Source organism: Methylobacterium sp. CM6257 (genome assembly GCF_054611515.1).
Genome location: NZ_CM137735.1, coordinates 2,425,124 through 2,450,135 on the forward strand (window position 1 = coordinate 2,425,124; position 25,012 = coordinate 2,450,135).

Sequence of the window (25,012 nt, forward strand, 5' to 3'; positions counted from 1 at the left end):
CCTGTAGAAGCGCCACCGCCCGACCGGGGAGGTCGCGAATCCGCCCCGAAGCCCCGACCTAAGGATCGGCGAAGGACCGCGATGACCGAATTGCCCAACGTGCACGTGCGTGCCGAGGTCCTGGCCCAAGCGCTGCCTCATATGCAACGCTACGATCAGGAGATCGTGGTCATCAAGTACGGTGGCCACGCCATGGGCGACCGGGCGGCGGCCGAGGATTTCGCCGAGGATATCGTTCTCCTGGAGCAGTCCGGCCTGAAGCCGATCGTCGTGCACGGCGGTGGCCCTCAGATCGGCAGGATGCTCGACCGGCTCGGCATCCAGTCAGAGTTCCGTGGCGGCCTGCGGGTCACAGACGAGGCCACCGTCGAGGTGGTCGAGATGGTTCTGGCCGGCCTGATCAACAAGCAGATCGTCGGCTGGATCTCGGCCGAGGGCGGCCGGGCCATCGGCCTCTGCGGCAAGGACGGGAACATGGTCCGCGCCAAGCGGGCCACGAAGACCGTCATCGATCCTCAGAGTCAGGTGGAGCAGACGGTCGATCTCGGCCTCGTCGGCGAGCCCGAGCATGTCGAGCGCGGCGTCCTCGACGCAGTGTTGAAGGCGGAGTTGATCCCGGTCCTCGCTCCCGTGGCCTACGGGGCCGACGGGCAGACCTACAACGTCAACGCCGACACCTTCGCGGGCGCCATCGCCGGAGCGCTCCGGGCCAAGCGGCTGCTGCTGCTCACCGACGTCCCGGGCGTGCTCGACAAGGACAAGAAGCTGATTCCCGAGCTGACGGTGGAGGATTGCCGTCGGTTGATCGCGGACGGCACCATCACGGGCGGCATGATCCCCAAGATCGAGACCTGCATGTACGCGATCGAGCGCGGCGTCGAGGCGGTCGTGATTCTCGACGGCAAGGTCAACCATGCGGTGCTGCTGGAGCTGTTCACCGATTACGGTGCCGGTACGCTGATCCGGCGCGGCTGACGACCCGCGCGTCGCGATCGGCAGAAGCGAATGGCGATTCGGGGCGGCAACTTCCGCTCCGGTCGCGCATTGTCGTCTCCCCGGTGGGGCCAAGCCCAATGCAAGCCTGCCTTGCGAGCTTGACCGTTAAGGTCCACAACTTTCCACAGGGGACCACGACTCCGAAGGGATCCGGTGCATCACCCCGGCAAGGCACAGTTCACAACATCCACATCGCGCGGGTTCGCCGGCGTCGACACCTGGGTGTTCGACCTCGACAACACGCTCTACCCGAGCGACGCACGGGTCTGGCCGCAGGTTGACGAGCGCATCACCCTCTACGTGATGCGGCTTTACGGGCTCGACGGGATGTCGGCCCGCGCCCTGCAGAAGCACTTCTACCATCGCTACGGCACCACCCTGAAGGCGCTGATGGTGGAGGCGGGAGTCGATCCTCACGAGTTTCTCGATTTCGCTCACGACATCGACCACTCGACGATCAAGCTCGACAAGGATCTCGGCGACGCGATCGAGCGGCTGCCGGGGCGCAAGCTGATCCTGACCAACGGATCGCGCCGCCACGCCGAGAACGTGGCGGCCAAGCTCGGAATCCTCGACCATTTCGAGGACGTGTTCGACATCGCCGCCGCCGACTTCGTCCCGAAACCCGAGCGGGCGACCTACGAGCGGTTCCTGCGGGCGCACGGTGTCGAGCCGACCCGCGCCGCCCTGTTCGAGGATATCGCCCGCAACCTCGCCGTGCCGCACGACCTTGGGATGGCGACCGTCCTGGTCGTGCCCAAGATCGTCGACCCCTTCCGCGAAGCGTTCGAGCAGGAGGCGGTGCGCGAGCCCCATATCGACCACATTACGGACGACCTCGCGACCTTCCTGTCGGGCTGCGTGCTGCCGGAAGCGGGGACCGAGCCGTAAGAGGCCGGAGCGGCTCGATCCCCGGTGGCGCGCATCGGCAATCGACAAGCCGGCGACGATCCTGTATGGACCCGCCCAACTCACAACAGGATCGCCGAAATCCTGGTGCCCGTAGCCCATGAGGGGCGGCGCGGCGCAACGGCCGGAGCTTTGTCATGAACATCATCGAGCAGTTGGAGCGCGAGGAAGTCGCGCGCCTCGCCAAGACCATCCCGGATTTCGAGCCGGGCGACACGCTCATCGTCAACGTCCGCGTGAAGGAAGGCGAGCGCACCCGCGTTCAGGCCTACGAGGGCGTCTGCATCGCCCGCTCGGGCGGCGGCCTCAACGAGAGCTTCACGGTCCGCAAGATCTCGTACGGTGAGGGCGTCGAGCGCGTCTTCCCGGTGCATTCCCCGATGATCGATTCGATCAAAGTTGCCCGCCGCGGTAAGGTGCGCCGCGCCAAGCTGTACTACCTGCGCGACCGCCGCGGTAAGTCGGCCCGCATCGTCGAGCGCACCGATCGCTACAAGGCCAAGGATACCCCGGCCGAGGCGCCCGCTGCAGCCGAGTGAGGTTTTCGGTACAGCTCCGGCTTGCGCCGGAAGCGAGCCGATGCGTGTCAGACCGGTCCGGCTCAGCCGGCCCGGTCTTTTTGCTTCCGGCCGCCGGCCGGGCAGGGAGGATCCGCCGAGGTATCGTCTCGAGCCGTGCGCGGTGACGCAGCGCGCCAGTCTCGCGACGCGTCCGATTTTGTCTGCGCTATCGGGCTGCGCTTACCCGATTCGGGCAGTCACCTCGATCTCCACCCGCATCTCGGGGCGCAGCAGTCCCGACACGACGATCGTGGCCGCAGGTCGCACCTCAGCCAGCACGCGTCCGCAGACCGCCAGCACGGCCTCGGCATCCGCCCGGTCAGTGACGTAGTAGGTCGCCCGCACGATGCCGGAGAGACCGGTCCCAGCCTCGGCGAGGACCGCCCCGATGGTGCGCCAGCACGCCTCGGCCTGCTCGGCGGCGCCCTCTGGCATCGTCATGGTGGCGTAATCGTAACCGGTCGTTCCGGAGACGTAGACACAGTCCCCGTCCACCACCGCGCGGGAATAACCGTAGTCCCGCTCGAACGGGGAGCCGGACGAAATCAGCCGTCGACTCATCCGCCGCGCAGGGCTTCCAGGACCTTGCCCCCGGGCCGGCCGGTCGGGGTCATGCCGAGCTTGCGCTCCACGTCCTTGATCGCGTCGCGGGTCTTCTGGCCGACCTTGCCGTCCGGCTCGCCGACATCGTAGCCGCGGGCGGCGAGGCGGGTCTGGAGGTCGCGCCGCTCGGCCCGGGACAGGGGCGGATCGTCGGTCGGCCAAGCCGCCTGGACGCCCGGCTTGCCGCGCAGCCGGTCGGACAGGACCGCGATGGCGAGGCCGTACGATTCGGCGGCGTTGTACGAGTAGATCGCGTCGAAGTTCTTCGTGACCAGGAAAGCCGGCCCGTCGATGCCAGCCGGCGCGATGATCCCAGCCGGCCCCTCACCCGAGAGCGGGCGGCCGTCGACGCGGGTCACGCCGAGCGAGGCCCAGTGGGCGATCGGCTTCTTGTTCTTGCGCCCAGCGGCGGCGACGTTGAAGCCGCGGGGCAGCTTCACCTCGTAGCCCCAGACCTGTCCGTGCTGCCACTTGGCCACGTGCAGGAAGTTGGCGGTGGATCCGACCGCGTCGGCCACCGAATCGACCACGTCGCGCCGCCCGTCGCCGTCGCCGTCCACGGCGAGCCGGTGATAAGTGCTCGGCATGAACTGGGTCTGGCCGAAGGCGCCCGCCCAGGAGCCGGTGAGGCGATCCGGTGCGATGTCGCCGCGCTCGATGATCCGAAGGGTCGCGATCAGCTCGTTGCGGAAAAAGTCCCGGCGCCGGTTGCTCGAACAGGCAAGTGTCGCCAACGACTGCACCAGCGGCATCTTGCCGAGGTTCTTGCCGAAATTGGATTCGACTCCCCAGACCGCCGCGATGGTGTAGCGGTCGACACCGTAGCGGGCCTCGGCTTGAGCGAGGGCCGCCGCGTTCTGGCGCATGGCGGCGCGCCCGTCCTCGACCCGCTCGTCATCGACCAGCGCCGCCATGTAGTCCCAGATCGGCGTCTTGAACTCGGGCTGCGCCTGGGACAGCTCGATCACCTTGTCGTCGTAGCTGATGCCGCTCGTAGCCGCCCGAAAGGTCTGCGCCGAGACGCCGGCAGCGGCCGCCTGCGCCTGGATCCCGGCGAGACAGCTGTCGAAATCGGCGCGCGCCGGCAGGGTTGCCAGAGGCAGGCTCGCGATGCCAGCGAACAGCCCGAGTGCGCGCGCGAATCTCGGTCCCGTCGAATGCTTCGGCATGCTGGCGATCCTCAAGGCAGCGGAGCGGAGTCTGGGCGCCGATTCAGGCGACATGTGGGTTAACGAAGCGTGAGGCCAACGCACAGACTTGACCCGATTATCTACCAACCAGTAGGTTGACAGCCACCTCATCCGAACGCGGCGAGGCGATACAAACTGGGAGGTAGACGCATGATGAAGGATTGGAACCAGTACGGTGCCGAGCTGATGACCACGCTCGGGCGCATCGGTGAAGTCAGTCCGGCGCTGCTGAAGGCACACGACCAGTTGGCGTCCGCGGTCCCCACGGAACGAAAGCTCGACGCCAGGACCCGGGAGCTGATCGCACTCGCGGTCGCGGTGACCACCCGCTGCGACGGCTGCATTGCCGTCCATTCCGAGGCCGCCCGCAAGGCCGGGGCGACCAAGGAAGAAGTGGTGGAGGCGCTGGGCGTCGCGGTGGCGCTGAACGCAGGGGCTGCCCTGGTCTACACGGCTCGTGCGTTCGAGGCCTTCACCGGGGAGGGCGGCTGAGCGCGAAGCGAACGGCAGCGCCGGGTCCGCCGCCCGGAGGACAGGCGCGGCGCGGTGCGATAGCTCTCAGGCCCATTCCCGCTGGGCGAGCTTCTGCTCGTAGGCGTCGATGGCGGACGCGCGCTCCAGCGTCAGGCCGATCTCGTCGAGGCCGTTCAGCAGGTTGTGCTTGCGGCCGGCCTCGATGTCGAAATGCAGGACGCCGCCGTCCGGACCCTTGATCGTCTGGGCTTCAAGATCGATCGACAGGGTCGCGTTCGAGCCGCGCTCGGCATCCTCGAACAGCTTCTCCAGATCCTCCGGCGAGACCGTAATCGCCAGGATGCCGTTCTTCGCACAGTTGTTGAAGAAGATGTCGGCGAAGCTCGTGGAGATCACGCAGCGGATGCCGAAATCGGCCAGCGCCCAGGGAGCGTGCTCCCGGGACGAGCCGCAGCCGAAATTGTCGCCGCACACCAGGATCTTGGCGTTCCGGTAGGCCGGCTTGTTGAGGATGAAGTCCGGGTTCTCGGAGCCGTCTTCGCGGTAGCGCATCTCGGCGAACAGGCTTTTGCCCAGCCCGGTTCGTCTGATCGTCTTCAGGTACTTCGCCGGGATGATCCGGTCGGTATCGACGTTGATCGTCCGCAAGGGCGCCGCAACGCCCTCCAGGGTCGTGAACTTTTCCATCGGCTGAAGACTCGTGAAGGTTGTTCCCTGTCCGGCGGCTTTAGCAGCCGCGGGCCCGAGCCGGAAGCATCACACGAGGTCGGGGGCCGTGGCCCGGGACAGGGTGCCGTCGTGGAGCGCGGAGGCGACCAGCGCCCCGGCAATCCCGGCCGCGCGCAGCGCTCGCAGGTCGTCCGGGCCGCGCACCCCGCCGGCCGCGTAGAGGCGGCGATCCGGAGCCCGCGCCCGAAGGGCGCCGAGGGCCGCGAGGTCGGGGCCGGCCCCGGCCCCGACCTGCGCCAACGTCATGGCGATCACCTCCGGCGGCCAGAGCGCCGGATCGTCGTGGAGAACCGCCGGGCCGAGCCGCTCCGCGCCGCGCGTGTCGAGGGAGAACACCGCCCGATCCCCCAGCCGCGTCACCAGACCGGCATCCGCCTGGCTCTCGCTGCCGATTACCGGGCGCCCGAGGCCGGCCGCCAGAAAGGCGTCCACGCCCGCAGGTTCAGCAAAGCCCGCATCCACCCATAGGGTGACGCCCGGACAGGCGCGGGCGATGGCCTCCAGCACCCGGAGATCCGGCGCGCCCCCGTCGATGATCGCGTCGAGATCGGCGACGTAGAGGATCTTGGCGGGCCAGGCATCGCGGAGCCCGCGCGCCACGGCGTCTGGTGCGGATCCCTTTGCCAAGGGCGTCTCGATCGGGGCATAGGAGGAGCGCTCGCCCCGGCGCGCCCGCACCACGCGGCCGCCCCGGAGGTCGAGAACCGGGATCACCGCGAAGCCGGGGCGCCCGATCCTGTGGTCCGTCGAGGCGCTCGTCGCGTTCATATGCGCTCACCAATCCCAATGACGATCGGGTGGGACCTCGGCGGGGTCCACGTCAAGGCCGCGCTGGTGGAGGCCGGACGGGTCGTCGCCGCCGCCCAGGTCCCGTGCCCGCTCTGGCAGGGCGTGACGGCCGTCGACCGGGCGCTGGCCGCCCTGCCGGACTGGGCGCGCGGGGAGGCGTCGCACGCGGTCACCATGACCGGCGAGCTGACGGATTGCTTTGCCGACCGGCGGGAGGGTGTGGCGGCGCTCTCCGGCTGGGCGGGGGCGCACCTGACCGGCCCCGTGCGCATCTATGCCGGCCGTTCCGGCTTTATCGCCCCGGAGGCGGCGGCGGATGTCGCGCCGGACGTGGCCTCGGCCAACTGGCACGCCACCGCGGCGCTCACGGGCAGGATCGTCCCGGACGCGCTCCTGGTGGATATCGGCTCGACCACCGCCGACCTGATCCCCATCATCGGCGGCCGACCGGCCGCCGCCGGCTACAGCGATGCCGAGCGCCTGGAGACGGGAGAGCTCGTCTATACCGGCGTCGTGCGCACGCCGGTGATCGCCCTCTCGGACCACGCGCCCTTCGCGGGCCGCCGCACCCGGCTGATGACCGAGACCTTCTCCCATATGGCGGACGTGTACCGGATCCTCGGCCTGCTGCCCGAGGGGGCCGACCAGCAGGCGAGCGGCGACCGCAAGGGCAAGTCGGTGGCCGAGAGCGAGACCCGGCTCGCCCGCATCGTCGGCCGCGACCGGAGCGAGGCCCCCGCGGTGATCTGGACGGCGCTCGCCGCCCACTTCGCCGAGGCGCAGCTGCGCCTGCTGCACGACGCTGCCGCCCTCCTGCTCAGCCGGCCGGATCAGGCCCCGGAGGCACCCCTGATTCTGTGCGGCGCCGGGGCCTTCCTGGGTCCCCACCTCGGGCAGCGGCTCGGGCGGTCGTCGACCCTTCTGGTGTCGCTGCTGGAGGACCGAATCGCCGGCGCGCGGGACTGGATCTCGACCTGTGGGCCGGCAGTCGCGGTCGGCCTCATCGCCGCGGAGGATACAAGCGCATGAGTGCCATCAAGATGCTGGCCCGGATCCTGACCGCCCGGGTTGGGCCTCATATCGAGCTGGCCGTGGAAACGGGATCCGGTGAGATCCTGAAGGTGCTCGCCACCGAGGATCAGATCGACCGGCTGGTCGACGAGCTGGAGGACATCCTCAACTCGCCCGCCGATCCGCACGATGACGGTCCGCCCGAGGCGGCCTGAGCGGGGCAGGGTCTCCATGGCGGGCAGGCGCCGCTGCTGGTGGCTCGGGCGCCGGAGACATCCGCACGGGAGACCTGCACCGGCCTCCTGGGGAAGGGATGCGGGCACGGGATCATGAGCCTGATCGCCGCCAAGATCGTCGTCACACCGACGCTGATGTGGGCCGTGTCGGTGGCCGCCCGCCGGTGGGGCAGCCTCGTCGGAGGCCTGCTCTCGGGCCTGCCCCTCACCTCGGCGCCGATCTCGATCTACCTCGTCGCCGAGCAGGGGGAGCGCTTCGCGGCCGATGCCGCAATCGGCTCGGTGGAGGGTCTGGGCGCGGTGACGCTCTGCTACCTCGCCTATGCCCTGTGCGCCCCGCGGATGGGAATCTTGGCATCCATCATCCTCGCCCTGGCGGCCTTTGTCCTGGGCAGCCTCCTGCTGCATGGGCTCGTCCGGCCCGGATTGTGGCTCGCTACAGCCATCGACCTCCCGCTCATGGCCCTCGTCGTGGCCCTGTGCCCGTCGCCCGACGCATCCCGAGGGCCCGGCCGCCCTCGGCCGCCGCGCTGGGACATGCCCGCCCGGCTGGCGGCAGCGACCGCTCTGGTCGTTCTCGTCTCGACGCTCGCGCCCTATCTCGGCTCGGGTCTGAGCGGCGTCCTGGCGCCGATCCCGATCATCTCCTGGCCACTCATCGCCTTCGCCCGCGTCCAGGACGGTGTCGGCGCCGCGCTCGACGTGGTGCGCGGGAGCGCCCAGGGCGCGTTCGGCGTGCTGGCCTTTTACGTCTGCGTCCACCTGCTGCTCGGGCAGGTCAGCCCGGTTGCAGCTTACGCCGTGTCCATCACCGTGTCGGCGGCCTGCGTGCTGCCCTGGCTGCTCGCGCGGCGGCGTCCTCGGGCAGTATAGCTGGGCCGAGGCGACCGGACCTCTACGTCGCAGTCACGGCAGCCGCACCAGCCGCACCAGATGCGTTCCTGTTCCGACACCCGCCAGAAGCGGCAGAACCCGCGACCGTGAGGCCGCGGGTCCCGTAGAACGGAAGTTATACGCCGGTCAGGCCGCCGTGCGCTTGCGGGCTTCCTGCTTCGTGTCGACGCCCGCCGCTTTGATCTCGGACAGCTTCTGCGCCACGTTGCGCGAGAACACGAATTCGGCCGGGCGCTGGTTCTCGAGACTCACCTCGGGGGCCATCGCGCCGTCTGTCTTGATGCCGCGAATCGCGTGCACCAGCGGCTTCCAGGGCTTGCGGACAGAATCGACCACCGAGGAGGCTTCATAGCCCGAGTGGACCATGCAGTCCGCGCACTTCTCGTAGTTGCCGGTGCCGTAAGCGTCCCAGTCGGTGGTCTCCATCAGCTCCTTGAAGGTGGCCGCGTAGCCCTCGCCGAGCAGGTAGCAGGGCTTCTGCCAACCAAACACGGTGCGGGTCGGGTTACCCCACGGGGTGCAGTGATAGGTCTGGTTGCCGGCCAGGAAGTCGAGGAACAGGCCCGACTGCTGGAAGGTCCACTTCTCGCGTCCCTTCTCCTTGCCGTGACGGAACACACCGCGGAACAGCTCCTTCGTCGCCTTGCGGTTCAGGAAGTGCTTCTGGTCGGGGGCGCGCTCGTAGGCGTAGCCCGGGGAGACGGTGATGCCGTCGATGCCCATCCGGGTCACGCTGTCGAAGAAGTCGGCGATCTTCTCGGCCGAGGAATTGTTGAAGAAGGTGCAGTTGATGGTGACGCGGAAGCCCATCTCCTTGGCCTTCGCGATCGCCGCCACCGCCTTGTCGTAGACGCCGCGCTGGCACACCGACTGGTCGTGCATCTCCTTGTCGCCGTCGAGGTGGATCGACCAGGTGAAGTACGGGCTCGGCTTGTACTCCTTGATCTTCTTCTCAAGGAGCAGCGCGTTCGTGCAGACGATGGCGAACTTCTTCTGGGCGATGATGCCCTCGACGATCTGCGGCAGGTCCTTGTGCAGCAGCGGCTCGCCGCCGGCGATCACCACCACCGGCGCGCCGCATTCGCGCACGGATTCGAGCGCGTCGGCCACGGGCAAGCGCTTGTTCAGGATCTCGTCCGGGTAGTCGATCTTGCCGCAGCCGGCGCAGGCGAGATTGCAGCGGAACAGCGGTTCCATCATCATCACGAGCGGATAGCGCTTGCGGCCCGTGAGGTGCTGTTTCAGGATGTAGCCGCCGATCTTCGCGACGTACCGGAGGGGGATACCCAAGATTGCGGCTCCTTCACTTCGTCGGCCCCGGGGCGTCGGGGTGCTTAACGCGAAAAAAACTCGAATTCCAGCGATCTAGCTTGGAACTAATCTCAATCGCCCCCGTTTCGGCGGGGGCATGACATCTTATTCCGCTCCTGACGCAACGGCGCCACATGGACCAGCCGCTTGCGGGGCACGCGCGGGCTTCGGAGGCGGGAGAGCCCTGCCGCTGAGGACAGCACGTGCATTGCGTCGGCAATACGACCAGAATCCCAAGATTCTGGTTGCGCCGATCGGCTTGGCGTGCGCTATCGCACATGGTCGCATGCAAGGATTGCGCCGGCTCCGCCGCGTTGCAATCTGGCATCGCCCTCTTTACTGAGCCCCGTGGCCGCGAGGCAAGGTGTGGCTCGTAGCGAAATGCTGCGCCGCGGCCCAAACCCGTATCCGGCTTGGGCACGATCGGCTTGCGCAAGCGCGTCGCGCGGCCGGTTTGGGCGGTACGGCGTTCCTCCAACCCGATGCGCGTCGGAACGGATCGCGGAGCGATCGGCATGCGGGTCCTGAACCCCGTTGAACCCGATCCCTCCGATCCGGATGAGCCAGATGGGAAGAGCCGGATGCGCAGGCCGCGCGTCCGCGTCGAACAGGCAGGGTGCTCGTGATCGAAAGTCTCGTCGCGTTCTCGGTGCGGTATCGGTGGAGTGTGATCGCCCTCCTGGCGTTCGTCACGGTCGCCAGTGCCGGCGTCGCGGCGCACCTGTTCCGAATCAACACCGATGTCGAGCGGCTGATCGACCCGAAGGAACCGTGGCGCCAGGACGAGATCGCCTACGAGCAGGCCTTCCCCCAGCGGACCAACACCATCGTGGCGGTGATCAACGGCGAGACGCCGGAGGAGGCCGAGGAGGCGGCTGCTAATCTCGCCAAAGCGTTGACGGCTCACAAGAATCTGATTGAGACCGTCTACCGTCCGGACGGTGGTCCGTTCTTCAATAAGAACGGTCTGCTCCTGATGTCGCAGCCGCAGCTCGACAAAACTCTGGAGGCTTTGACCCAGCAGCAGGGGCTGCTCGGACCGCTCGCCGCCGACCCCTCCCTGCGGGGGGTGATGCGCGTGCTGACTCTCGGCGCCCGCGGGGTGAAGACCGGCGACGCCAAGCTTGAAGATCTCGAGAAGCCCATGGGGCAGATCGACGCCACACTGCAGAAGGTGCTGGCGGGCCAGCCCGCGCGGATGTCGTGGCAGGAGTTGCTGTCGGGGGGCGAGACCAGCGTCACCGACAAGATGAAGTTCGTGATCATCCAGCCGGTCCTGGACTTCAACGCCCTTGAGCCGGGCTACCAGGCGACCAAGCTGATCCGCAACGTCGCCCAGGATCTCAAGATCGACGCGCAGCATGGCCTGCGCATGCGGTTGACCGGCACCGTTGCTGTCGCGGACGAGGAATTCGCGACTCTGTCGGAGGATGCGGGCCTCAACAACAGCATCATCGTCGGCGCCATCGTCCTGTTCCTGTGGCTGGCCCTGCGCTCGGGCAAGCTCGTCGGCGCGGTGATCATCACCACCTTCGCCGGGCTGGTCGTCACGGCCGCGCTGGGCCTCGCGATGGTCAAGGAGCTGAACCCGATCTCCGTGGCTTTCGCGGCCCTGTTCGTCGGGCTCGGCATCGATTTCGGCATCCAGTTCTCGGTGCGCTACCGGGCTGATCGTTACGAGCAGCCGACCCTGGAGAGTGCGATCCGCGCCGCCGCCCGGGGTGTCGGCTGGTCGCTGACGCTGGCTGCCGTCTCGCTGGTGGCCGGCTTCTTCGCCTTCCTACCCACGGCCTTCCGGGGCGTGTCGGAGCTGGGCCTGATCGCCGGCGTCGGCATGATCGTGGCCTTCCTGTTCGCCCTGACGCTGCTGCCGGCGCTGATCGCGGTGTTCAAGCCCGAAGGCGAGAAGGCGGCGGTCCAGACCGAGTGGCTCGTGGGCGTCGATCCGTGGATCATCCGGCACCGCAAGCCGATCCTGCTCGCCGTGGGCCTCGTGACCCTGGCCGGTGCGCCGCTGCTCTGGCACTTACCGTTCGATTCCAACCCGATGCACCTGCGCAGCGCCAAGACGCAGTCGATCTCCACTTATCTCGACCTGATCAAGAATCCCGAGACCAGCCCGAATGTGATCGACGTGCTGGCGCCGAACGTCGATGCGGTCCCCGCCCTGTCGAAGACGCTTGCGGCGCTGCCGGTCACCGCAACGGTCAACAGCATCGATACGTTCGTGCCCCGGGACCAGGACAAGAAGCTGGCCCAGATCGCCGACACGGCCCAGCTCCTCGATCCGGTTCTCAATCCCGGCCGCCGGCCGCCGCCGCCTACCGACGCCGACAACGTCAAGGCTCTGAAGGATGCCGCCACGGCCCTCAACGGCGTCGCGGGCGACGCCAAGGGGAACGTGAAAGGCGCCGAGGTGGCCAAGCAGCTCGCCGGCACCCTCGACAAGCTTGCCGCCGGGCCGGTTCAGCAGCGCGAGGCGGCGTCCGTCGCCCTTACGACGGATCTCGCCCCGCTGCTCGCCCGCCTACGCGACCTGCTGCATCCCGAGAAGATCACGCTGGAGAACCTGCCGCCCCAGCTCAAAGCCGACTGGGTCGCCGCCGACGGGCGCGCCCGCATCGAGGTCCATCCCAAGGGCGACTCGAACGACGATACGGTTCTGCGCAACTTCTCGGACGAGGTGCTGAAGGTGGCGCCCCATGCCACCGGCGCGCCGGTGGCCACCACGCAGTCGAGCTACACGATCCTGGGCGCCTTCGTGCAGGCGGCGATCACGGCCTTCGTGCTGATCTTCGTCATCCTGTCGGTGGCCCTGCGCAAGCCCTGGGACGTGGCGATGACGCTCGGCCCGCTCGTGATCGCGACCCTGTGGACGTTGATGGCGCTTCGCCTCGTCGGCATGCCGCTGAACTTCGCCAATATCATCGCCCTGCCTCTGATGCTCGCGGTCGGCGTGGCGTTCCACATCTACTACGTGATCGCATGGCGGGCGGGTGTGAACGACATGCTCGCCTCCAGCCTGACCCGCGCGATCTTCTTCTCGGCGCTCACCACCGGCAGCGCCTTCGGCTCGCTGGTCCTGTCGAGCCATCCGGGCACGGCGAGCATGGGCAAGCTGCTCGCGCTCTCGCTGTTCTTCACCCTGGTCGCGGCCTTCTTCGTGGTGCCGGCGACTCTCGGTGAGCCGCCGGCACAACCCGACGATGATCGTCCGGAGGCCGAGAAGGCGGCCGGCGCCGCGCTGCGGAAGAGCGCCGCAGTGAAGGATCCCGTGCCGGCGAAGTAGGGCCGGCTCAGAGGACCTTCTCGAAGAAATGATCCGGGTAGGGGTCGTCGTTGAAGCGCGCGATCTCCGCCCAGCCCGACCTCCGATAGAGCGTGAGCGCCTCGGGGAGAGCGCTGTTTGTGTCGAGCCGCAGCACCCGGACTCCGAGGTGACGGGCCACTGTCTCGGCCTCCTGCATCAGGCGCTTGGCCAGGCCGAAGCCGCGCGCCGCTGGGTCGATCCAGAGCCGCTTGATCTCCGCAACCGGCTCACCGCGCCCCTTGAGACCGACGCACCCGACCGGCAGGCCGTCGGCGACGGCAAGCAGGAAGACGCCGCGCGGCCGGACCATATCGGTCGCTTCTGGATCGCAGGACAGGGTGACGTCGAACCCCCCGGAGAACCGGGACGCCAATTCAGCATAGTAGGCATGGAGGCAGGCGCGGGCCGCCTCGTCCCGCGGACCGGCTTCCGCGATGGCAATCCGATCGGGGTCGAGGCGGACAGCTTCCATGTCGTCCGACGGTAGTCAGACAACCGGGACGATCAACCGGAGAAGTCGGAGAAGCCGCCTTTGACGGCGCCGGACGCCTCAGCCGCCGCCCGCGAGGCGGATGCGATGAGGGCGTCGTACTCGGCGGCGTACTGATACCCTGGCGCCTCGCCGGGGAAGCCACCAGCCGTGGCGGGATGCGTGTAGAGCTCCGTCAGGCCGTCCGGGAGATGTGCCAGCAGCGCCGCGACGCGGCCCGGCGTCATGGCGCCGGACCATGCGAGGCCGAGGGTGCGATCCGGGATCAGGAGGCCTGCCTGCCGGGCGCGCACGGCGAGCAAAGCCGCCCAGGGGGCAATGTCGAGGGCCGGCCTGGGCCGAGCGCCGGGCTCGGCGCGGCGCAGGATCTCCCGCGGCTCCCTGGGTACCCGCAGGGCGCGCATCCCGAAGTCGCGGCCGATGCGCAGCACCGCGCCGGCGATCAGCGGGTGCACGTGGAAGTGCTTGTGGGCGTTGACGTGGTCGAGGGGCAGGCCGGTGGCCCGGTAAGCCTCGAACTGCGCCCGGATCTCTGCCGCGAGCTGCCGTCGGGCCGCGGACTTCCGGGCGCAGTCGAGGCCGAGGCGGGCCATGTCGGCGCGCATCAGGCCGGCACCATCCGTCAGGTCGGGCAGCTCGACCGCCGGTAGGGTCGGCCAGGCTTCCACGAGGACGAGATGCAGCCCGACCCGCAGGGAGGGCATCCGCCGCGCCCGCGCCACCGCGTCGGCGGCGGCCGGAGCCGACACCATCAGGCTCGCCGCCGTGAGGATCCCGTCGCGATGGGCCTGCTCGACGGCCTCGTTGACCTCGGGACTCAGCCCGAAATCGTCCGCGGTGACGACGAGACGCTTCACGAGAACCTCGATACCGGGTGTCGAGAGAGCGAGCCCCCTCGCGGGTCCAGGGCGGAGGCCTGGATTAGGGGCGGGGCTCCGCTCCGCTCCCCGCCGGGGCCGAGGGCCCCGCGGGGCCCCTCTACCTTACGCCGCCTTGGTGTTCGGGCTCGCGGAGCGCTCGCGCAGGAAGTGCCAGAACTCGACGCCCTCGCGCAGACGGCGCTTCATCATGTCGGGCGAGCGGACCATCTCGCCCACGATCGAGGCGATCTTCGGGGCGCGGAAGTAGAACTTCTTGTAGAAGTCCTCGACCGAGTTGAAGATCTCGGTGTGCGACAGGTGCGGGTAGTGCAGGGGCGCGACTTGGACGCCGTTCTCGTCGACAAGCTCGGCGTTCTCGATGTCGAGCCAGCCGTTCTCCACCGCCTGCTTGTACAGGAAGGTGCCCGGGTAGGGCGCCGCCAGGGAGACCTGGATCGTGTGCGGGTTGATCCGGGTGGCGTACTTGATCGTCTCCTGGATCGTCTCCTTCGTCTCGCCCGGAAGGCCGAGGATGAAGGTCCCGTGGATGGCGATCCCGAGCTCGTGGCAGTCCTTGGTGAACTTCTCCGCGACCTCGACCCGCATGCCCTTCTTGATGTTGTGCAGGATCTGCTGGTTGCCGGACTCGTAGCCGACGAGCAGGAGGCGCAAGCCATTGTCCTTCAGGACCTTCAGAGTCTCGCGCGGCACGTTCGCCTTGGCATTGCAGGACCACGTGATGCCGAGCTTGCCCAGCTCGCGAGCGATCTCTTCCGCGCGCGGCAGGTTGTCGGTGAAGGTGTCGTCGTCGAAGAAGTACTCCTTCGTCTGCGGGAACGCCTTCATGCAGTACTTGATCTCTTCGATCACGCTGGCGACCGAGCGGGTGCGATAGGTGTGACCACCCACCGTCTGCGGCCACAGGCAGAAGGTGCAGCGGCTCTTGCAGCCCCGGCCCGTGTAGAACGAGATGTAGGGGTGCTTCAGGTACCCGATGAAGTAGTTCTCCATCTTCAGGTCACGCTTGTAGACGCTCGTGACGAAGGGAAGCTGGTCCATGTCCATCATGATCGGACGGTCTTCGTTGTGCACGATGACGCCCGAGCTGTTCCGATAGGACAGGCCCTTGATCTGCGACAGGTCGCGGCCGTCGGCGACCTCCTTGCAGGTGAAGTCGAACTCGTTGCGGGCTACGAAGTCGATGGCCGGCGCCTTAGAGAGGCTGCCCTCGGCGTCCACCGCCACCTTGGCGCCGATCAGGCCAGCCTTCAGGTTCGGATTGGCGGCCTTCAGCGCCTCGACGGTGGCGACGTCCGCCTTGAAGGACGGGACCGAGGTGTGCAGCACCACGAGGTCGAAGTCCTTGGCCTGACGCACGACTTCGTCGAGCTTGGTCTTGTGCGGGGGCGCGTCGATCAGCTTGGAGTTCTCGACCAGCGCGGCCGGCTGGGCCAGCCAGGTCGGGTACCAGAACGACTTGATCTCGCGCTTGGCCTGGTAACGGGAGCCGGCACCGCCGTCGAAACCGTCGAAGGTAGGGGCCTGGAGGAAGAGCGTGCGCATGGGGTTCAAGGCCTCAGGGCAGTGCCGGGGGAGGGCGGAGGAAGGGGAAGCCGGGTTCAGCGGAGCGGCGCGCCGGCATCGCGGCCGAGTTCGGCGTCCGGGATCAGGGTGCCATCCGCAACCACGTGATAATCGTGACCTTTCCATGTCACCGCCCCCGACACGAAGGCCCAGGAGAAGTTCAGGAAGGAGAGGATGTCGCGGATCGGCAACAGTCCGTAGGGGTGCGGGGCGAGGCCGAAGGCGCGCTCCAGCTGCCGGCAGAGGAGAACGCGGCCCGCCAGGGCCAGGGCCGCGACCACGAGAGCGCTCGTCCCCGCACCCGGCAGCAGGGCGCTCACCAGGGCGAGCGGGAAGGCATGGGTCACGATCGAGCCGGCGTAACCTGCCGCATCGACGTTGCGGATCGTGCGGTTCCAGCGCAACTCGTGCCGCCACAGGCCGGCGAGATCGGTATCGACGCTGGTATGACCGATGGTGAAGCCCGGGATCGCCACCCGGCCGCCCAGGCCGCGCAGGGCCGCACCGATCGCGTAATCGTCCGCGAGGTCGTTGCGGAAGGTGCGGAAGCCGCCCAACGCGTCGAGGCTGGCCCGGGTGAAGGCCACGGTGGAGCCAAAGCAGGGCTTGGCCAGTCCGAGGCTCAACCCCATCACGACGTTGGGCAGGAACTGGACGTCGATCGCCAGCGTGGAGAGCTGGTCGTAGAGGCCCTGGAAGGCCGGCACGCCATGGTACAGGCAGGTGACCCCCGAGACCCCCTCCTGCGACAGCTCCGCAACCAGGCGCTCCAGGTAATCGGTGCCGACCACCATGTCGCTGTCGGCCAGCACGATCACCTCGTGGGCGATCCGCTCGGACATGTTGATCAGGTTCGAGACCTTGCGGTTCGAGCCATGCTGGCGGCCATCAATCACGAGGTCGATCCGGGCGTCGGGATGAGCCTCCTTCAGGCGCTCCACCACGCCGATCGCCGGATCGCTGGCCTTCTGAACACCGAACACCACCTGCACCGGCCCGGCATATTCCTGGCGCAGCACGGTCTCGAGGTTCTCGTAGAGATTCGGCTCGAGACCGCAGAGCGGCTTCAGCACGGTCACGGAAGGTCGAGGCGTGCCGGCGACCAACACCGGGACGGGGCGGGCCGCGTAGCGGGCGGAAAAATAGGCGGCCGCCAGCCCGTAGACACAGCCCGCCGCCGCCAGAAGCAGGCAGATCAGCGAGAGCCATGAGAGGGCGAGCAGCGCCAGTGACGAGAGATCCATACGGTGCGGTCCGTGCGATCGTCCGGCCGCCTCAGGCGGCGATGGCCGCGAGCGGCCGGTTCAGTTCGGCCCTGTCGGCGGCGCAACTCACGGCGTCGGCTTGGCGGCAAGCATGCTGTCGGCCCGCTGGTGGAGGAATTTCACGACCCCGTCGGCGCCCCCCGACTTCAGGGGCGCGGATAGGACATTGCGCTGGGCGGCGATCTCGCTCACGTCGCCGTTGAGCAGGACATCCTGGATGCGGTTGCTGGCGTTGACGACGAAATCGACCTCGGAATCGTCCCCGTCGGCGGTAGTCACGCGGGTGGGCACCACGCGCTGCGAGCCGCGCTCCTCGACCTTCGGAGTCACGTCGAATTTGCCACCGGCGGCGCGGGCCAGCCGGTTGGCGTAGGTGACGGTCAGGCTGCGCTTGAACGCGTCGGTGACCGCCTCCTGCTGCTCGGGAGTAAAGCTCGACCATTTCGAGCCGACCGCGACGCGGGTCATGGCGGGGAAATCAAAGGCCTTGTCGATCGCCGGTCCCACGACCTCGACCCGTGCGGGAAGCGGGCCAGGACCGTCCTTCAGGGCAGCCGCGAAGGCGGCGTAGAGGTCACGCACGGTCTGGACTGCGGGATCGTCCGCGGCCCACGACGGGACCGGGACGAGCAGCGGCGCGGCGATGAGGGCGGCGGCGAGCCGGCGGGTCAGGCGCACTTCTTCAACTCCTCGCCGTCGCCGAGACGCGCCCCCATGCGGGGCGGGGCGTAGCTGTAGAACGGCCCGAGCGTCGCCGGCTGCACGACGCGCTTGGCCTTGCGGCCGGCTTGGCGCTCCGGCTCACGATCCTCCTCCGGCGCCTCGGCCCGGAGCTTCGCCTCGATCCGGTGCCAAGCCAGGAGGCTGGGAAGCCCGACACCGAGGTCGGCGAACCGCTTGACCAGGGACAGGGCGAGCGCCGCCTCGACCGGGATGTCGAACAGGCCGCACAGGGCGATCAGGCCACCCTCCTGGGCGCCGAGGGCGCCAGGCACCGCGAAGGCCGCGCCGCGCACCGCCTGGGCGAGGCTCTCGATCATCAGGGCCTGCGCGAAGTCGATGGGATACCCCATGAAGCGCAGACAGACGTAGACCTCCAGGGTTCCGATCACCCAGCCGACGAAGTGGACCGCCAGCGCGAAGACGAAGCGGCCATGGTTGCCGTAGAGCTGGCGCAGGCTGGCATAGAGCTGATCGATGGCGCCGAAGGCCCGCCATTCGCGGCCGGAGGCGAACCGGCTGAGAAGGCCCTGGATGAGCCGGTGCCCGGCCCGCCGCTGGATCAGGTAGAAGGCACCGAGCGCCGGCACCGCCAGGGCCAGGCCGCCCTCGACGGTCCGGGCGATCGGGCCGTCGCCGGAGATCAGGACCAGCAAGGCAAGTCCGACCACGGTGAAGAGCAGTTGCGTCAGCGCCTGCGTCATCAGGTCGACGAACATGCTGGCGCCCGCGAGCGCGCCCGGGACGCTGCGCTTGGCCAGCAGGCGCGCCCCGACGAAGTCGCCGCCGACGGTGGCTACGGGAAGCAGCGTGTTGATGCCCTCGCGCACGAAGCGGAGCGACACGCAGTCGGCGACCTTGGCCGTGCCGACGGGGAACACGACATACCAGCCGAGGCCGGCCCAGGCGACGGCCGCGATGCGGGCCGCCACCACGAGGGCGGCACCCCAGCCGGCGCTCACGACGGCGGCCGACACGTCCTCAAGGCCGGAGGACATGAACAGGCCGACGACCGTGCAGAGACCGGCGATCGAGGCCAGGGTCGTCAGGCGCTTCATTGTCGTCTTTCAAGCTCGCGGAAGGCTTGATGCGGGAAATCGGCCACGGTCGCGGCGGAAATAGGTCCGCCCGGCCGGGAACGTTTCTGCCACGTTGCAGCACGGATTAGCGGTGTCTATCACCCGTTTGACACACCGGGGGCCAAAGCGGCCCGGGGCCGAGGAGCCTACGCAGAAGGCCGCGGCACGTCGCAGAAGGGGCACACGTCATGGAGCGCGAATCACCGATCACGGCCCTCGAGGCCGTGACCGACGACACGCATGCCGGCGGCCTCCCGGGTGGAACGGGACCAAGCGTGCCCGCTCCCCATTCCCCGGTGATGGCCTGGAACGAGTGGGATCCGCTGGAGGAGGTGATCGTCGGCTCCCTCGACGGCGCCACGATCCCGACCCACCATCTCACGGTCATCTTCAACCTGCCGCGCGCGGCACAGCCGTTCTATCGGCTGGCGAGCGGCTGGAAATACCCGAAGTTCATGAAGAAGCTCGCCCAGGCCGAGCTCGACAACTTCATCACGATTCTGGGTGGCGAGGGCGTGAAGGTCCGCCGCCCCGACGCAGTGGATTTCTCCAAGAAGTTCCGGGCGCCGCGCTGGTCCTCCCGGGGCTTCTGTGTCGCCTGCCCGCGCGACCCGTACCTCGTCATCGGCGACGAGATCATCGAGAGCCCGATGTGCTGGCGCTCCCGGTATTTCGAGGGTGACGCCTACCGGTCGCTGTTCAAGGAATACTTCCGTGCAGGCGCCCGCTGGACCTCGGCGCCCCGGCCGCAGCTCACCGACGACCTCTACAATTACGATTACCGGGTGCCGAACCTGAAAGCCGGCGAGCCCATGCAGTTCACCGTCAACGAGTTCGAGCCGGTCTTCGACGCCGCCGATTTCGTGCGCTGCGGCCGCGACCTGTTCGTGACCCGCTCCAACGTGACGAACCTGATGGGCATCGAGTGGCTGCGCCGCCACCTCGGCCCGGGCTTCCGCATCCACGAGATCGAGAGCCGCTGTCCGCAGCCGATGCACATCGACTCGTCCTTCATGCCGCTCGCGCCCGGCAAGGTGCTGGTCAATCCCGATTACATCGACGTCGAGAAGCTGCCCGCCGTGCTCAAGAAGTGGGACGTGCTGATCGCGCCGCGCCCCGACCCGGTGACGGGCTTCATGAGCAAGATCTCGATGTGCTCGCCCTGGACCTCGATCAACGTCCTGGCGATCACCGAGAAGAAGATCGTCGTCGACCAGAGCCAGCCGACGCTGATCAAGGCGCTCAAAGACTGGGGCTTCGACCCGATCCCGGCACCGTTCCTGAGCTACGGCCCGTTCGGCGGCTCCTTCCACTGCGCCACCCTCGACGTGCGGCGCCGGGGCGTGCTGAAGTCGTACTTCTAGGACCTGAACCCTCCCCCGGCGCGGGGGAGGGCACGGCTCACTGCGCCGCGATCCCCTCGATCAGGGTCCGGTTGAAGGCCTCAGGATCCGACATCTGCGGGGCGTGGCCGAGCTCCGGAAACTCCACGAGCCGCGCCCCCGGGATCGCCCGGGCGGCAGCTTTGCCGAGTTCGGGGTAGTTGCCGAGCTTCGGACGCAGCTCCGGCGGGGCGAGGTCCTTGCCGATCGCCGTGTTGTCCTTCTGGCCGATCAGCAGCAGGGTCGGTACGGCGATCTGCGGGAACCGGTAGACCACCGGCTCGGTGACGATCATGTCGTAGACGAGCGCCGAGTTCCAGGCGACCGCCTCCTTGCCTGGCCCGTTGTTGAGACCGGCCAGCATCCCCACCCAGGACTCGTAGCGGGGCTCCCACTTGCCCGCGTAGTAGGTCGCCGTCTCGTAGGCCCGGATCGACTCCGCCGAGGTCTTCAGCTCGCGCTGGTACCACTGCTCCACCGAGATCGGCGGCAGGCCCTTGGCGCTCCAGTCCTCCAGCCCGACCGGATTGACCAGCACGAGCTGCGCGACCGTCTTCGGGTAGAGCAGGGCGTAGTGGGCGGCGAGCATGCCCCCGGTGGAATGGCCGACGAGAATGGGGCGCTCGATCCCGAGCTTCTCCAGCAGCGCGTGGGTGTTCTCGGCGAGCTGGCGGAAGGTGAACTGGTAGGCGGCCGGCTTGCTCGACTTGCAGAAGCCGATCTGGTCCGGCGCGACCACCCGGTAGCCGGCACCGCTGAGCGCTCGGATCTGGCTCTCCCAGGTGGCGGCGCAGAAGTTCTTGCCGTGGAGCAGCACCGCGGTACGCCCGTTCGGCGTCGCGGGCTCGATATCCATGTAGGCCATCTGCAGGGGCTGGCGCTGGGACGTCAGGTTGAATCGCTCGACCGGAAACGGATAGGCGAAGCCTTCGAGTTCCGCTCCGTAGGCCGCAAGCGGTTGGGGGTCGGCCAGCGCCTCTCCCGGGAGCAGCAGGGCCACGAGGAGGGCGGCGAGGGCGGGTCGGAGCATGATTTGCGTCGGAGCCTGTCTGCGAGCGGCGCGAGGTACCGAGGCCCAGATTGGGCATCCGGTACGGCCTGTCCATCCGCAGCCCGCATCCCCGATCGGCGCGGCTTCGCGACCGAGGGGACCCGCGCTATCTGCTGCCATCGTGTGCCCTGCAGCGGGTGCGCCCGCAGGAGTTCCCGATGTTGCGCCTCGCCCTCCTCGCCGCTCTCGCCGGCGCGCCGTTCCTCGGAGCGGCGCCGGCCCACGCCGCGGATGCCTGCGATGCACTCACCGTCAAGGTGATCCGCTCCACCGGCGCCTCGCTCGCCGGCCGGGCCGGGCCCTACGCGGTGTTCCGGGCACAGGACGCCGAGCGGATGAGCCTCGATTGCCGGGCACCCGCCCGGATCACGCTGGCCTCCCGCGATCGGGAGCCGCCGCCGGCCTACTTCGTCCTCGTCGGTCGCGCCGCCCGGGCGCTGTCCGGCGCGAATGCGTCCGCGGCCGAAGTGCTGGCGCTCAACCTCCATCAGGCCAGCCTGCTCACGAGCGCTCCGCGCCGCGGGAGCACCGGCCGGGCGTTGATGCTGTGCGAGACCGGACCCCGCAGCGATGGACTCCGGGACGATCTCACCGTCTGCCGGGTTGCGCCGCGGGCCGGGCTTTCGCGGATCCACAGCAAGGGCTAGACCGGCGCCCATGTCGACCCTTGCTACGCCCGGCCCCGTCGTTCCAGTCGGCGGCACGCGCTTCGCCAATCACCTGCCGCTGACGCTGATCGCCGGCCCGTGCCAGCTCGAAGGGCGCAGCCACGCCTTGGAGATCGCCGCCGCGCTCAAGGAGATGGCCGCGGACCTCGGGATCGGCCTCGTGTTCAAGACCTCTTTCGACAAGGCCAACCGCACCTCCGGCACCGCGGCCCGCGGAATCGGCCTAGATGGGGCGCTCCCGGTCTTCGCCGAGATCCGCGAGAGCTTGGGCCTGCCGGTGCTGACCGACGTGCACGCCGCCGATCAATGCGCCCGCGCCGCCGAGGTGGTGGACGTGCTCCAGATCCCGGCCTTCCTGTGCCGCCAGACTGACCTGCTCCTCGCCGCCGCCGCGACGGGCCGGGCGGTCAACATCAAGAAGGGCCAGTTCCTGGCCCCATGGGACATGAAGCACGTGGCCGCAAAGATCACGGAAGCCGGCAACCCCAACGTGATCGTCACCGAGCGGGGCGCCTCCTTCGGCTACAATACCCTTGTCTCGGACATGCGCAGTCTGCCGATCATGGCTCAGGTGACGCAGGGGGCGCCGGTGGTGTTCGACGCCACCCACTCCGTGCAGCAGCCGGGCGGCCAGGGGGCCAGTTCGGGCGGCCAGCGGGAATTCGTGGCCGTGCTGGCCCGGGCCGCCGTGGCGGTAGGCGTCGCGGGCGTGTTCATCGAGACCCATCCCGATCCGGACCGGGCCCCCTCCGATGGCCCGAACATGGTGGCACTGAAGGACATGCCGGCCCTGCTCGAGGACCTCATCGCGTTCGACCGCCTCGCCAAGCGCCGCTACGGCTGACGGGCTCGGGCCGTCCACGGCTCCAGCACGTGGATCCGCAGGGGCTGGACGAGTCCGTAACCCCCGTCGTCCTCGCGCTCGGCGGCTTCCAGAAAGGCCGCCTCCACGACGGGCCGTCGGGCCCGGATCGTGTCCGCGCGGGCGGGATCCACGGCACTGACCCGCGCCAGGAAGGCGTCGAGGGATGCGAAGCTCTCCCGGCGGTCGATGGTCACGTCGCGGCGGCACGCGAACGCGCCCTCGTCCAACGCCGCCGCGATCGCGTCCTGCGCGGCCGCCCGAACCGCGGTCTCGTCCTCGATCGGCCGCAAGGCATCGAAGAAGCTGCCTGCCGCGAGCGGCTCCACCACGACGAGGGCTCCCCCGGGCGCAAGGACCCGCGCGGCCTCGGCGAGGGCTGCAGCCGGGTCAGGCACGTGATGCAGGGCGTTGAGCAGCACGGCCCCGTCGAAGCTCGCGTCCGGGAAGGGCAGGGCTTCCCCCGACGCGGCCTCGAACCGCGCGACCGGGACGGCGGCCCGGGCCTTGGCGAGCGCCGCCTCCCCGGGATCGATGCCGGTCACCGCCGCGCCCGCCTCGACCAGCCGCTTCGCCAAGGCTCCGGGCCCGCAGCCGATATCGAGGATCCGCTTGCCCGGAAGCGGCGCGAAGGTGTCGCGGATCAGCGTGAGGGCATCCATCTTTCGGCTCTCCGGAGCGATGCCGTCGGGCGGCATGAGGCACCATACGGAGTTTCGGCCGAACGGGATGCAGGAATCCCGCATCCGCGCTGCGCCCGTCCCCCATCAGCCGCACCGAGCCGCGCATAATCGACGCAAGATATCGGACCGTAGCCGTCCGAACCGCTTCCGCCTGTTTTCGTCACCGCCCAAGGTCGACGAGGATGAACATCGGTTCATAAACCGTTTGCCGTGCGCATCCGCACACGAAGACTTGGAACCCTTCCCCTAGGATCACGTTATCGGGCATGTTCGATCGAGGATCGAGAAGGAACACTATGCGCAAGATCGGTATCATTGCCACTGCGGCGGCCATGGCCATCGGCAGCGTCGCCGCCACCACGGGCGCTGAGGCGCGTCCCTACGGGTACCATGGCGGCTACGGCGGCTATCATGGCTATTACCGCGGGCGCCGCGGCATCGGCACCGGCGCCGCGATCGGCCTTGGCATTGCCGGCCTCGCGGCCGGTGCGATCGCTGCGGGCGCGGCCCGCGACTATTACGGCGGCCCGGCCTACGGCTACGGCTATGCTCCGGTCTATGGCGGCTACGGCTACGCCGCTCCGGGCTACGGCTACTACGGCTACGGCTACTGAGAACTGAGCTCCGAAAGGATGAGGGGCGATCGGCGCAAGCCGGTCGCCCTTTTTCGTGCGTGTTCCAGAGTCGTTCTTGGAGCAGCCAGACGATATTGCCCGGCAAACTGCCGCGCCGCCCCGAATAGGGATCATTCCGCGAGCAGAAAGGGACCTCGTCGCAGTATTTAAATTCCTATCAGACGATTGCTTTCCTTAGCGAGTCGTGACATAGTGTGGCCGGCTTCGTCGATCGCCGGGGGGCGGTCATGACCGGCTTGCTCTATTGGTTTCGCTACGGCGACGGCATGGCGCATATCGATCGGCACCTGAGCGATCGCCGCGCCGCCAAGCTCCGCGCCAAGAGCGAGGCAGCCTTTCGCGCCGCGCCGGTTCAGGCGATCCGGGAGCCGGCCGATGCAGCCGGCGTGCTGATGTATCTGGTCGCACTCGCTCGAGGCACACCGACACCCGAACAGGTATCGGTGATCGAGGCCGAATTGTGCGCCATCACGGCGCCGGGCGACAATCTGGCGGGTCGGATGGTCTACATCCGGCACGCGGCCGAGCAGGCTGCCGATGTCGACATGGCGATCCGCCACCTCGCGCCCGTGCTGCGGGAGAATCTGACTCCTTCGGAGCGCTCAGACCTCGAACGGATGCTCAGGACCGTCGCGACCGTCCATCGAGGGCCGATTCCCGCGCAGGAGACTCTCATCGCCCGGACGACGCGCGCGCTGACGGTCTCGAACTGAGCGTCGCC

At 68.5% G+C, this 25,012-nt stretch carries 25 protein-coding genes and 1 pseudogene; 13 read left to right on the forward strand and 13 right to left on the reverse strand.

The features are described from left to right. Positions 1-81: 81 nt before the first annotated feature. The 3 genes from argB to rplS all read left to right on the forward strand — a co-directional run bounded on the left by argB (position 82) and on the right by rplS (position 2,444). The gene (argB, locus tag ACYCO6_RS11920; protein WP_459771975.1) at positions 82-975 is read left to right on the forward strand and encodes an acetylglutamate kinase; all 894 of its coding nucleotides are present in this window, start codon (positions 82-84) and stop codon (positions 973-975) included. Positions 976-1,149: 174 nt separating this feature from the next. Continuing rightward, positions 1,150-1,887: a pyrimidine 5'-nucleotidase gene (locus ACYCO6_RS11925; protein WP_459771976.1), complete on the forward strand. Its 738-nt coding sequence runs from the start codon at positions 1,150-1,152 to the stop codon at positions 1,885-1,887. A gap of 155 nt (positions 1,888-2,042) precedes the next feature. Beyond that, positions 2,043-2,444: a 50S ribosomal protein L19 gene (gene rplS, locus ACYCO6_RS11930; protein ID WP_459771977.1), complete on the forward strand. Its 402-nt coding sequence runs from the start codon at positions 2,043-2,045 to the stop codon at positions 2,442-2,444. Positions 2,445-2,645: 201 nt separating this feature from the next. On the opposite strand, the gene ACYCO6_RS11935 is transcribed toward rplS, so the two are convergent. Beyond that, on the reverse strand, positions 2,646-3,026 hold the full coding sequence (locus ACYCO6_RS11935; protein WP_459771978.1) for a RidA family protein: 381 nt from the start codon (positions 3,024-3,026) through the stop codon (positions 2,646-2,648). Next, on the reverse strand, positions 3,023-4,237 hold the full coding sequence (locus ACYCO6_RS11940; RefSeq protein WP_459771979.1) for a lytic murein transglycosylase: 1,215 nt from the start codon (positions 4,235-4,237) through the stop codon (positions 3,023-3,025). Before ACYCO6_RS11940 ends, ACYCO6_RS11935 begins: the two co-directional genes overlap by 4 nt. A gap of 171 nt (positions 4,238-4,408) precedes the next feature. Here ACYCO6_RS11940 and ACYCO6_RS11945 point away from each other — a divergent pair, with 171 nt between their 5' ends. Next, positions 4,409-4,750 carry a carboxymuconolactone decarboxylase family protein gene (locus tag ACYCO6_RS11945; RefSeq protein ID WP_459771980.1) on the forward strand — a complete coding sequence of 114 codons (342 nt, stop codon included), beginning with the start codon at positions 4,409-4,411 and terminating at the stop codon, positions 4,748-4,750. Positions 4,751-4,816: 66 nt separating this feature from the next. Here ACYCO6_RS11945 and leuD read toward each other — a convergent pair whose 3' ends face one another. Then, entirely contained in the window at positions 4,817-5,419 is a 603-nt protein-coding gene (gene leuD / locus ACYCO6_RS11950) for a 3-isopropylmalate dehydratase small subunit (RefSeq protein WP_459771981.1), read from the reverse strand. A 69-nt stretch (positions 5,420-5,488) separates the two neighbouring features. After that, positions 5,489-6,229, reverse strand: a complete 741-nt coding sequence (locus tag ACYCO6_RS11955; protein ID WP_459771982.1) for a HisA/HisF-related TIM barrel protein — start codon at positions 6,227-6,229, stop codon at positions 5,489-5,491. Between ACYCO6_RS11955 and ACYCO6_RS11960 the strand changes: the two genes are divergently transcribed. From ACYCO6_RS11960 to ACYCO6_RS11970, 3 genes are all read left to right on the forward strand, one after another. Then, positions 6,230-7,279: a hydantoinase/oxoprolinase family protein gene (locus ACYCO6_RS11960; RefSeq protein ID WP_459771983.1), complete on the forward strand. Its 1,050-nt coding sequence runs from the start codon at positions 6,230-6,232 to the stop codon at positions 7,277-7,279. Beyond that, complete coding sequence (locus ACYCO6_RS11965; protein WP_459771984.1) at positions 7,276-7,476, forward strand: hypothetical protein; 201 nt, start codon at positions 7,276-7,278, stop codon at positions 7,474-7,476. The genes ACYCO6_RS11960 and ACYCO6_RS11965 overlap by 4 nt, the downstream gene beginning before the upstream one ends. Before the next feature lie 114 nt (positions 7,477-7,590). After that, the gene (locus ACYCO6_RS11970) at positions 7,591-8,370 is read left to right on the forward strand and encodes a hypothetical protein (protein WP_459771985.1); all 780 of its coding nucleotides are present in this window, start codon (positions 7,591-7,593) and stop codon (positions 8,368-8,370) included. A 147-nt stretch (positions 8,371-8,517) separates the two neighbouring features. Here ACYCO6_RS11970 and hpnH read toward each other — a convergent pair whose 3' ends face one another. Then, on the reverse strand, positions 8,518-9,681 hold the full coding sequence (gene hpnH / locus ACYCO6_RS11975; RefSeq protein ID WP_459771986.1) for an adenosyl-hopene transferase HpnH: 1,164 nt from the start codon (positions 9,679-9,681) through the stop codon (positions 8,518-8,520). Positions 9,682-10,324: 643 nt separating this feature from the next. On the opposite strand from hpnH, the gene ACYCO6_RS11980 reads away from it, so the two are divergent. Beyond that, positions 10,325-12,991, forward strand: coding sequence for an MMPL family transporter (locus tag ACYCO6_RS11980; protein ID WP_459771987.1), 2,667 nt, complete (start codon positions 10,325-10,327; stop codon positions 12,989-12,991). Between the two features lie 7 nt (positions 12,992-12,998). On the opposite strand, the pseudogene ACYCO6_RS11985 reads toward ACYCO6_RS11980, so the two are convergent. The 6 genes and pseudogenes from ACYCO6_RS11985 to ACYCO6_RS12010 form a co-directional block, all read right to left on the reverse strand. Continuing rightward, a pseudogene (locus ACYCO6_RS11985) lies at positions 12,999-13,469 on the reverse strand (GNAT family N-acetyltransferase); the annotation flags it as partial. Between the two features lie 47 nt (positions 13,470-13,516). Beyond that, a complete protein-coding gene (hpnK, locus tag ACYCO6_RS11990) occupies positions 13,517-14,359 on the reverse strand; it encodes a hopanoid biosynthesis-associated protein HpnK (RefSeq protein ID WP_459771988.1) in 843 nt (280 codons plus the stop codon). 126 nt (positions 14,360-14,485) lie between these two features. After that, complete coding sequence (gene hpnJ / locus ACYCO6_RS11995; RefSeq protein WP_459771989.1) at positions 14,486-15,925, reverse strand: hopanoid biosynthesis associated radical SAM protein HpnJ; 1,440 nt, start codon at positions 15,923-15,925, stop codon at positions 14,486-14,488. A gap of 56 nt (positions 15,926-15,981) precedes the next feature. Beyond that, positions 15,982-17,190, reverse strand: coding sequence for a bacteriohopanetetrol glucosamine biosynthesis glycosyltransferase HpnI (hpnI, locus tag ACYCO6_RS12000; protein ID WP_459771990.1), 1,209 nt, complete (start codon positions 17,188-17,190; stop codon positions 15,982-15,984). A gap of 87 nt (positions 17,191-17,277) precedes the next feature. Further along, a complete protein-coding gene (locus tag ACYCO6_RS12005) occupies positions 17,278-17,889 on the reverse strand; it encodes an MlaC/ttg2D family ABC transporter substrate-binding protein (protein WP_459771991.1) in 612 nt (203 codons plus the stop codon). Further along, positions 17,880-18,989, reverse strand: coding sequence for a flippase-like domain-containing protein (locus ACYCO6_RS12010; protein ID WP_459771992.1), 1,110 nt, complete (start codon positions 18,987-18,989; stop codon positions 17,880-17,882). Before ACYCO6_RS12010 ends, ACYCO6_RS12005 begins: the two co-directional genes overlap by 10 nt. Positions 18,990-19,198: 209 nt before the next feature. Here ACYCO6_RS12010 and ACYCO6_RS12015 point away from each other — a divergent pair, with 209 nt between their 5' ends. Then, on the forward strand, positions 19,199-20,374 hold the full coding sequence (locus ACYCO6_RS12015) for an amidinotransferase (protein WP_459771993.1): 1,176 nt from the start codon (positions 19,199-19,201) through the stop codon (positions 20,372-20,374). 37 nt (positions 20,375-20,411) lie between these two features. On the opposite strand, the gene ACYCO6_RS12020 is transcribed toward ACYCO6_RS12015, so the two are convergent. Next, the gene (locus ACYCO6_RS12020; RefSeq protein ID WP_459771994.1) at positions 20,412-21,422 is read right to left on the reverse strand and encodes an alpha/beta fold hydrolase; all 1,011 of its coding nucleotides are present in this window, start codon (positions 21,420-21,422) and stop codon (positions 20,412-20,414) included. Between the two features lie 179 nt (positions 21,423-21,601). Between ACYCO6_RS12020 and ACYCO6_RS12025 the strand changes: the two genes are divergently transcribed. Next, positions 21,602-22,090 (forward strand): hypothetical protein, encoded by a 489-nt coding sequence (locus ACYCO6_RS12025; protein WP_459771995.1) that lies wholly within the window; start codon positions 21,602-21,604, stop codon positions 22,088-22,090. A 10-nt stretch (positions 22,091-22,100) separates the two neighbouring features. Next, positions 22,101-22,955 carry a 3-deoxy-8-phosphooctulonate synthase gene (gene kdsA / locus ACYCO6_RS12030; RefSeq protein ID WP_459771996.1) on the forward strand — a complete coding sequence of 285 codons (855 nt, stop codon included), beginning with the start codon at positions 22,101-22,103 and terminating at the stop codon, positions 22,953-22,955. Here the strand turns inward: kdsA and ACYCO6_RS12035 are convergent. Next, on the reverse strand, positions 22,946-23,635 hold the full coding sequence (locus ACYCO6_RS12035; RefSeq protein WP_459771997.1) for a class I SAM-dependent methyltransferase: 690 nt from the start codon (positions 23,633-23,635) through the stop codon (positions 22,946-22,948). The two genes, kdsA and ACYCO6_RS12035, sit on opposite strands and share 10 nt — an antisense overlap. A 317-nt stretch (positions 23,636-23,952) precedes the next feature. Here ACYCO6_RS12035 and ACYCO6_RS12040 point away from each other — a divergent pair, with 317 nt between their 5' ends. Together ACYCO6_RS12040 and ACYCO6_RS12045 are read left to right on the forward strand one after the other, a co-directional pair. Beyond that, complete coding sequence (locus tag ACYCO6_RS12040) at positions 23,953-24,270, forward strand: hypothetical protein (RefSeq protein ID WP_459771998.1); 318 nt, start codon at positions 23,953-23,955, stop codon at positions 24,268-24,270. A 248-nt stretch (positions 24,271-24,518) separates the two neighbouring features. Continuing rightward, positions 24,519-25,004, forward strand: coding sequence for a hypothetical protein (locus tag ACYCO6_RS12045; RefSeq protein WP_459771999.1), 486 nt, complete (start codon positions 24,519-24,521; stop codon positions 25,002-25,004). Positions 25,005-25,012 lie beyond the last annotated feature (8 nt).

What these genes read in the sequence shown, in the direction of transcription:
- argB (WP_459771975.1), top strand. Translation starts at nt 82, where the DNA reads ATGACCGAATTGCCCAACGTGCACGTGCGTGCCGAGGTCCTGGCCCAA.
- rplS (WP_459771977.1), top strand. Translation starts at nt 2,043, where the DNA reads ATGAACATCATCGAGCAGTTGGAGCGCGAGGAAGTCGCGCGCCTCGCC.
- ACYCO6_RS11935 (WP_459771978.1), bottom strand. Translation starts at nt 3,026, where the DNA reads ATGAGTCGACGGCTGATTTCGTCCGGCTCCCCGTTCGAGCGGGACTAC.
- ACYCO6_RS11940 (WP_459771979.1), bottom strand. Translation starts at nt 4,237, where the DNA reads ATGCCGAAGCATTCGACGGGACCGAGATTCGCGCGCGCACTCGGGCTG.
- ACYCO6_RS11945 (WP_459771980.1), top strand. Translation starts at nt 4,409, where the DNA reads ATGATGAAGGATTGGAACCAGTACGGTGCCGAGCTGATGACCACGCTC.
- leuD (WP_459771981.1), bottom strand. Translation starts at nt 5,419, where the DNA reads ATGGAAAAGTTCACGACCCTGGAGGGCGTTGCGGCGCCCTTGCGGACG.
- ACYCO6_RS11955 (WP_459771982.1), bottom strand. Translation starts at nt 6,229, where the DNA reads ATGAACGCGACGAGCGCCTCGACGGACCACAGGATCGGGCGCCCCGGC.
- ACYCO6_RS11960 (WP_459771983.1), top strand. Translation starts at nt 6,230, where the DNA reads ATGCGCTCACCAATCCCAATGACGATCGGGTGGGACCTCGGCGGGGTC.
- ACYCO6_RS11965 (WP_459771984.1), top strand. Translation starts at nt 7,276, where the DNA reads ATGAGTGCCATCAAGATGCTGGCCCGGATCCTGACCGCCCGGGTTGGG.
- ACYCO6_RS11970 (WP_459771985.1), top strand. Translation starts at nt 7,591, where the DNA reads ATGAGCCTGATCGCCGCCAAGATCGTCGTCACACCGACGCTGATGTGG.
- hpnJ (WP_459771989.1), bottom strand. Translation starts at nt 15,925, where the DNA reads ATGCGCACGCTCTTCCTCCAGGCCCCTACCTTCGACGGTTTCGACGGC.
- hpnI (WP_459771990.1), bottom strand. Translation starts at nt 17,190, where the DNA reads ATGGATCTCTCGTCACTGGCGCTGCTCGCCCTCTCATGGCTCTCGCTG.
- ACYCO6_RS12010 (WP_459771992.1), bottom strand. Translation starts at nt 18,989, where the DNA reads ATGAAGCGCCTGACGACCCTGGCCTCGATCGCCGGTCTCTGCACGGTC.
- ACYCO6_RS12015 (WP_459771993.1), top strand. Translation starts at nt 19,199, where the DNA reads ATGGAGCGCGAATCACCGATCACGGCCCTCGAGGCCGTGACCGACGAC.
- ACYCO6_RS12020 (WP_459771994.1), bottom strand. Translation starts at nt 21,422, where the DNA reads ATGCTCCGACCCGCCCTCGCCGCCCTCCTCGTGGCCCTGCTGCTCCCG.
- ACYCO6_RS12025 (WP_459771995.1), top strand. Translation starts at nt 21,602, where the DNA reads ATGTTGCGCCTCGCCCTCCTCGCCGCTCTCGCCGGCGCGCCGTTCCTC.
- kdsA (WP_459771996.1), top strand. Translation starts at nt 22,101, where the DNA reads ATGTCGACCCTTGCTACGCCCGGCCCCGTCGTTCCAGTCGGCGGCACG.
- ACYCO6_RS12035 (WP_459771997.1), bottom strand. Translation starts at nt 23,635, where the DNA reads ATGGATGCCCTCACGCTGATCCGCGACACCTTCGCGCCGCTTCCGGGC.
- ACYCO6_RS12040 (WP_459771998.1), top strand. Translation starts at nt 23,953, where the DNA reads ATGCGCAAGATCGGTATCATTGCCACTGCGGCGGCCATGGCCATCGGC.
- ACYCO6_RS12045 (WP_459771999.1), top strand. Translation starts at nt 24,519, where the DNA reads ATGACCGGCTTGCTCTATTGGTTTCGCTACGGCGACGGCATGGCGCAT.